Source organism: Shewanella sp. K8 (assembly GCF_028823715.1).
Taxonomy (GTDB): Bacteria; Pseudomonadota; Gammaproteobacteria; order Enterobacterales; family Shewanellaceae; genus Shewanella; species Shewanella algae.
On the sequence record NZ_JAPEHY010000038.1, the window covers coordinates 45,380 to 51,688 of the forward strand.

Here is a 6,309-nt window from a genome sequence, read left to right on the forward strand (position 1 = left end):
CTCAACGTCCAAGCTGAGCGCGCATCACACTCAGTGCCTGCTGCAACTCCTGATGCAAACCGGCCTTGCCGAGCACCCGAATTCCCTGCAGTTGCAGCAGTAACCAGGCTGCGAGCGCCTCGGTATTGTCGCTGTTAAGCTCGCCGCGCTCTCTGGCGTGGGTCAACGCCTTGGCAAACGCCTCCTTGATGGAGTCAAACAAGTGCCGACTCTCTTGCTGTACGACAGCATCCTCCAGGCTCATCTCCAGCAGCGCATTTTGCAGGAAACAGCCGTATTTTTGCTCTCGCTGCAGGGCCACAAACTGTTCAAGGTAATCAATTACCTGCTGTAACCCTGCGCCTTCGGCACGCAGGCTGTCGAGCGCTGGCAAAGAGTTTTGCTGCAGATACAGACGCAGCGCCTCCCGGTACAGATTCAGCTTGTCGCCATAGGTGTTATAGAGACTGAATCTGTTGATCCCCAGATGCTCGACCAGATCCGCTACTGAGGTGGCGGCATAACCCTTTTGCCAAAAGAGCTCCATTGCCAATTTCAGCTTATCTTCCCGGTCAAAATTGCAACTTCTTGCCATACTGCTCCCAAGCGTTTCCAGCGAATGACGTGCTGTATATTTAGCCAAATTAATTCTTGACTGATCGTTCTGATATCCCCTAAAGTCTAACCTAAACGATCGTTCCGAAAAAGATTTGAATACATTTTCCTGACAGCCAAGCCAGGGAAAATAACTAAGGAAGGTGCGAACAAGTCCCATGCGTGCTCTGCGTCGGCTTACAAGCCTGGATGCAAGGCGTGGCTCGCAGCAAATGGCCCTAGTCCTTTGCAAGAAGCACAACACAGCAGGCAGGCTTGTAAGCCACGCCCTTCGGGGCTTGCACAACAATCGGCTCTCTGCGTTATCCGACTTCGACAGGCCCCGGCATGCCTTCAGTCAGATGCCTTGAATGCCAATTGCTGTGTAAGCCAGAGTGCCGCGAGGACTTGTTCGCACCTTCCCTCATACAGGGGCAAAACGGCCCAAGACAGATGGAGAAAGATAGATGAAGCTGTATGAACTCGGACCTACCCCAAGTGCCCGCAGAGTCAGTATTTTCATGGCGGAGAAAGGCATAGATATCGAGCGGGTAAACGTCGATCTTCGCGGCGGAGAAAATCTCTCGGCCGAATTCAAGGCCAAGAGTCTCAATGGCCGCATTCCGCTGCTGGAGCTGGATGATGGCAGTTATCTGTGCGAGTCTGTGGCCATCTGTCGTTATCTCGACGAGCTGTTCCCTACCGAGCTCAAGCTCTTTGGTAGCACGCCGCTGGAGCGAGCAAAGGTGGAGATGTGGCAGCGCATCGTTGAACTGCAGGGGTTGTTACCTGCCTTTCAGGCATTTCGCAATATCAGCGGCATCTACAGCGACCGGGAAACCTGCATTCAAGCCTGGGGCGAAGAATCCCGCAAGCGTCTGGAATCTTTCCTGCCTCTGCTGGAGCAGCGCCTGAGTGAATCCCCTTATCTGGCCGGTGAAAACTACTCCATTGCCGATATTACCGCCTATATCTTATTGGGATTCATCAAAAATCTGCAGATTTCACTGCAGCCTTTCCCTGTACTGCAGAGCTGGTATGAGCAAACCGGACAACGCCAGGCAATAAGCCAGCCAAAACAAGGATAAAAGCAAGGATAAAATCTAGGAGACACACATGATTGAACTCTATACCGCCGCCACACCCAACGGCTTTAAAATCAGTATAGCCCTGGAAGAGATGGGTTTGCCCTACCGGGTACACCATCTGGACCTCAGTGCCCATGAACAGAAACAGCCCGAGTTTTTAGCCATCAATCCCAACGGCCGGATCCCGGCCATCATAGACAGGGATAACGATGATTTCGTGGTGTTTGAATCCGGTGCCATCTTGCTTTACTTGGCTGAAAAAACGGGGAAATTCTTACCTGTTGATGCCAAGAATCGCTCCAAGGTCATCCAATGGCTGATGTTCCAGATGGGCGGCGTAGGCCCCATGATGGGACAAGCCAATGTGTTCTACCGCTATTTTCCGGAGAAGATCCCGGCCGCGATAGAGCGTTATCAAAAAGAGGGCCGGCGCCTGTTTGAGGTGATGGATAATCAGTTGGCCAAACATGCCTATCTGGCCGGTGATGAGTACAGCATAGCCGATATGGCCACCTGGCCCTGGGTGCGGATCTACGACTGGAGCGGCATAGATATTCAAGGCCTGCCTCATCTGCAACGTTGGCTGGATACGCTGGCCCAGCGCCCGGCCTGTCAAAAAGGCATAGTCACCCCAGAGTCCAGGGACCAGTTGAGTGATGAAGACCGGGCCAAACAGATAGCGCAAATGGTTACCCGCTAAGTCTGAGCAGTGTGGTAAACATTAGTTAAACATTAGCAAAACAAGGTGCCGGGGACAGGCCACGGCACTTCTGTTAATATTGGCGCCATTGCTATCCCTACTTGATGCAGAGAAACCTTTGACCGCGCCAAGCCCTTCACTGACTCCGGCCCAAAAACGTGCCGCCAGTTATGCCAACACCATCAACACACTGTTCACCGAAATCCTCGACAGTCGTCAGAGTGCCGATCGGGTGCTGGCGAACTATTTCCGCAGCAACAAGAAACACGGCTCCAAAGACAGAAGAGTCATTCGGGAGACCCTGTTTGCCCTGTTTCGTTGGTGGGGTTGGTTGCGACAACTTGAAGCTATCGATGAGCAAAGCCTGTGGTTTCAGCGCCTGGCATTGGCGGCGGCAATAGAAGCTCACCCTTGGACGGACATTATCAGTGCCTGGCAGCAACAAGCGGGCAAGTCATTCGCCCTGCCTGAGCAGGCTCTGGCCCCCAAAGCCGCCGCCGCATTGGTATTCAAGGTCTCTGGCCAACATGTCTTGGCAAGAGACCTGGCGCCGGACTGGTTCTGGCAGGCCGTGGCGCCGCTGCCAGAGGCCCGGGAAGAGCTGCTGATAGACGCGCTTTGCAGTCGCCCGCCTATCTGGGCCAGGGTGCAAAATATGCCGCTGTCCAAGGCCCTGGCCGAACTCAGAAGCGCCGGAGTCGACGCAAGCGCCGCGCCCGTCTTCAATGACGCCATCAGCCTTGGCAGCAAGAGTATCAATCTCAATGAAATCAGACTCTATAAAGAAGGTTTTATTGAAGTGCAGGATCTGGCCTCCCAGGTCATAGGCCAGGTTTGCGCCCCAAGAGCTGGCGAAAACTGGTGGGACGCCTGCTCCGGCGCAGGTGGCAAGAGCCTGCAACTCAGCTCGCTGATGCAGCAAGATAGCGCCGCCAAAGGCGTTTTTGGCACTATTACCGCCTCGGATATCCGCCCGGCTGCGCTCAATGAACTGGAAAAGCGTGCCAAACGCGCCGGTTTCAACATCAAGGTTGCGCCTTGGCGCAGCGATGCCCTGCCGGTTGCCAGAGAAGCCTTCGACGGCGTGTTGGTCGATGCCCCCTGCAGCTGCACCGGCACCTGGCGCCGAAATCCGGACATGCGCTGGCTGGATGACAGCCAGGCCATCAGCGATAAACCCGCGCTGCAGTTCGACATACTCAGCCGCGCCTGCGATGCAATCAAGCCAGGTGGCACCTTGGTTTACGCCACCTGCTCCCTGGCGGACAGCGAAAACCGCCAGGTGGTCGATGCCTTCCTGACCAAGCGGACCGAGTTTACTCTGGAAACGCTCAGCCACCCATTCAGCGGTGAACAGACGCAGTATTTGACGATTTGGCCCTTTGAAGCCAATGCAGATGGGATGTTTGTTGTTCGTTTTCGTAAACAAGGCTAGCAAGAGTCAGGTTTATGCCTGAAGATAACCGTGGACAGACATGCAATAATTTTTACCTTGAGACGCTAAATTTCTCACTTTAGCTTGACCGGCGCTTTAGGTAAAAAGGAGCGGTGCAACCTATATGCACTGTGTTATTGGAAATGGATCATGTCAAACCACTATGATTTCGACGACAACGATGCTCCATGGGGAGATCATGTCAGAGGTAAGCAAAAGAACAAACGGGTCAAACAACGCCGCCGGGACAGCAAGAGACGTTATCCCGACGAATATATGGAGCCTGAGTTCCTCAGAGATAAATGGAAATAATCTTGGCTTAATCTCAAGAAAACCAATCAAAAAACAAAGGGGCTGAAGGTGCGAATAAGGAAGCTGCGAATAAGCCCCATTTGTGCACTGCGTCAACTCACCTGTCTAGGCTACGCCACTTTGCAACAACGCCAGCGGCGGCTCCGAAGGGGAATTGGTGCAATTCTGCAAAAATAACGTTGCTTAAAATTGCCTATATTTCTACAGACATACACCTCATTTCCAGGCACAGGCGGAACTGTGACCTTCCGAGCCAGGGATGGCGAGGCAGAGCTTACAGGGACGTACTCACAACAACTTCCCTGTTTAACGGCCAGCTCACCATCCCTGGTTCGCGCTCGAAAGCATGTTGCTATGCAACTCTCGCCGAGTCACAGGAGCGCCTGTGCGAAAGGCGCACCGCAGGTGATTGGCTACACCGTGGCCGGAAGCTCGGCCAGTACTAATTTAGGAACTTTTAGCTGGAAGCTATGATAGCCGCTGTGCCAGCGGCCTAAAGTCGTGGAGCTTCGCCCCACACCCGACCAAGAGAGGATCTGCAGCAATCCCCTCTTGGATCTCCCTTGCCGCCCCCACACGGTGTCGAAAGCCCCTCGGCCTAATGGCGCAAATAACTACCGCTTCAGACGCTCATCCCTGATTCGACTGGCGCTGCTTCGGCATCCATGCCTCAGCCACGTTATTTGCGCCAACGGCTTTCGGCGACACCGAGGGGGGAATTAGTGCAATTCTGTTAGCCCTGAGTAACTTGAACTATTTGAAAGATCTGCAGGCATACACCTCATTTTCAGGCACAGGCGGAACTGTGACCGTCGAAAACAGGGACGTTTTCGTCGAGGCTACATGGACGGGTTCACAACAACTTCCCTGTTTAACGGCCAGCTCACCATCCCTGGTTCGCCTGTGCGAAAGGCGCACTGCAGGTGATTGGCTACACCGTGGCCGGAAGCTCGGCCAGTACTAGGTGGGACTGTGACCGTTGAAAACAGGGAAGAATGCAACAGGGTTTTGTAGTCTTTGTCAAAAACTTGACCTTTGGCTAATTGTTTTCACATCCAATGCTAGCTATTGTATAACCAATTCAATAGCTTGAATTTAGCACTTCCTTAAGCTTAAGGCGGAAAGCAATAGCATTTTTCCGTTTTCAGCGGAATACAGGGGCGAACAGAGTTTGCACCCGTGCGGTAGCCATGGCTTTACTTAACGCTTTTTGTAGGGCTTGGGTTGTAGCGTTTACGGCGCTCATGAAAAGCACCTCAGAACTGATTTTTTATACAGTATTATTGACGTTCCTGACAATATGCCGGGAATTTGCAGCTAAGTTTGCGCGTTATTTCCGTAACATTTTAGGAAATATTATTAAATTCATAAAGTTAAAAAATACAGCGAGTAGATAATAGGTTTGGAAACCGCGCATGCGCGTTTAGCTGCAAGGGATATTAAGACTAAACTCAATTATATCCAGCTAATACAAACAGATGGCGATGCGCGTTTACACTCCTCTGAGGACTAAAACGCGCATGCGCACTATACAGCTGTTATGCTGATTAGGTCATATTATGGAGTGCGAAACATGGAATGGGTTATCGGAATAATTGTAATAATTATTTTGGGCGCAATATTCGGGAAACCTTCCTCTTGTGATGTTTGTGGTCAGTCGATTAAAAAGACCTACTATAAATGGACGATTGGCGGTAAAAAGCAAGTAATGTGCCCCAAATGTAATTCTCAGATGGAGCGCAAGATCAGTAAAGAAGCATTTAATAAGAAGTTTAATTGATACCCTGTATGCAGCGTATATATTTAGCAATATTAAAGCATAACAAGGCACAGCAGTCGCTCCCGTTAGTCGCTGTGACCGTCAAAACGTTGCGCTTATTGGCCGTCCCCTGTGTGCGGCGTTAAATGCCTGCGGTTCTGAGATCATAAATCGCAAAGAAGATATGTGAGCCAAAACACTATGGAATTATCAACTCTGAAGAAACTTCGAAAAGTCGTTCCTGGAACGGTCTTTCTTTTCTTCTCGGTCCCTGCTTATCAGTTCTTTGTAGACACCCTTTTTCAAATAGATGAGAGTCTAAAGTTTTCTCTTGAAGGCTATGGGGCAGTCATAGCGATAGTTATAGGAAGCTTCTTCGGTACTCTTAAAGTAAGGAAGCTAAGAAATGAGAAAACCCATAAAGAAATCAATGACAACATTA

7 protein-coding genes are annotated in these 6,309 nt (G+C 51.3%); 6 read left to right on the forward strand and 1 reads right to left on the reverse strand.

Annotated features, from left to right (window positions below):
* Position 1: 1 nt before the first annotated feature.
* Positions 2 to 574, reverse strand: coding sequence for a TetR/AcrR family transcriptional regulator (locus ON072_RS17790; protein WP_037468223.1), 573 nt, complete (start codon positions 572 to 574; stop codon positions 2 to 4).
* Positions 575 to 1,040: 466 nt separating this feature from the next.
* Here ON072_RS17790 and ON072_RS17795 point away from each other — a divergent pair, with 466 nt between their 5' ends.
* The 6 genes from ON072_RS17795 to ON072_RS17820 all read left to right on the forward strand — a co-directional run.
* Positions 1,041 to 1,661: a glutathione S-transferase family protein gene (locus ON072_RS17795; RefSeq protein WP_146508571.1), complete on the forward strand. Its 621-nt coding sequence runs from the start codon at positions 1,041 to 1,043 to the stop codon at positions 1,659 to 1,661.
* Positions 1,662 to 1,689: 28 nt separating this feature from the next.
* Positions 1,690 to 2,361, forward strand: coding sequence for a glutathione S-transferase family protein (locus ON072_RS17800; protein ID WP_146508573.1), 672 nt, complete (start codon positions 1,690 to 1,692; stop codon positions 2,359 to 2,361).
* 118 nt (positions 2,362 to 2,479) lie between these two features.
* Positions 2,480 to 3,796 (forward strand): RsmB/NOP family class I SAM-dependent RNA methyltransferase, encoded by a 1,317-nt coding sequence (locus tag ON072_RS17805; RefSeq protein ID WP_274626123.1) that lies wholly within the window; start codon positions 2,480 to 2,482, stop codon positions 3,794 to 3,796.
* A gap of 150 nt (positions 3,797 to 3,946) precedes the next feature.
* Positions 3,947 to 4,108: a hypothetical protein gene (locus ON072_RS17810; protein WP_037437387.1), complete on the forward strand. Its 162-nt coding sequence runs from the start codon at positions 3,947 to 3,949 to the stop codon at positions 4,106 to 4,108.
* Between the two features lie 1,573 nt (positions 4,109 to 5,681).
* On the forward strand, positions 5,682 to 5,888 hold the full coding sequence (locus ON072_RS17815; protein ID WP_274626124.1) for a hypothetical protein: 207 nt from the start codon (positions 5,682 to 5,684) through the stop codon (positions 5,886 to 5,888).
* A gap of 165 nt (positions 5,889 to 6,053) precedes the next feature.
* A partial coding sequence (locus tag ON072_RS17820; RefSeq protein WP_274626125.1) for a hypothetical protein occupies positions 6,054 to 6,309 on the forward strand: 256 nt, incomplete at its 3' end.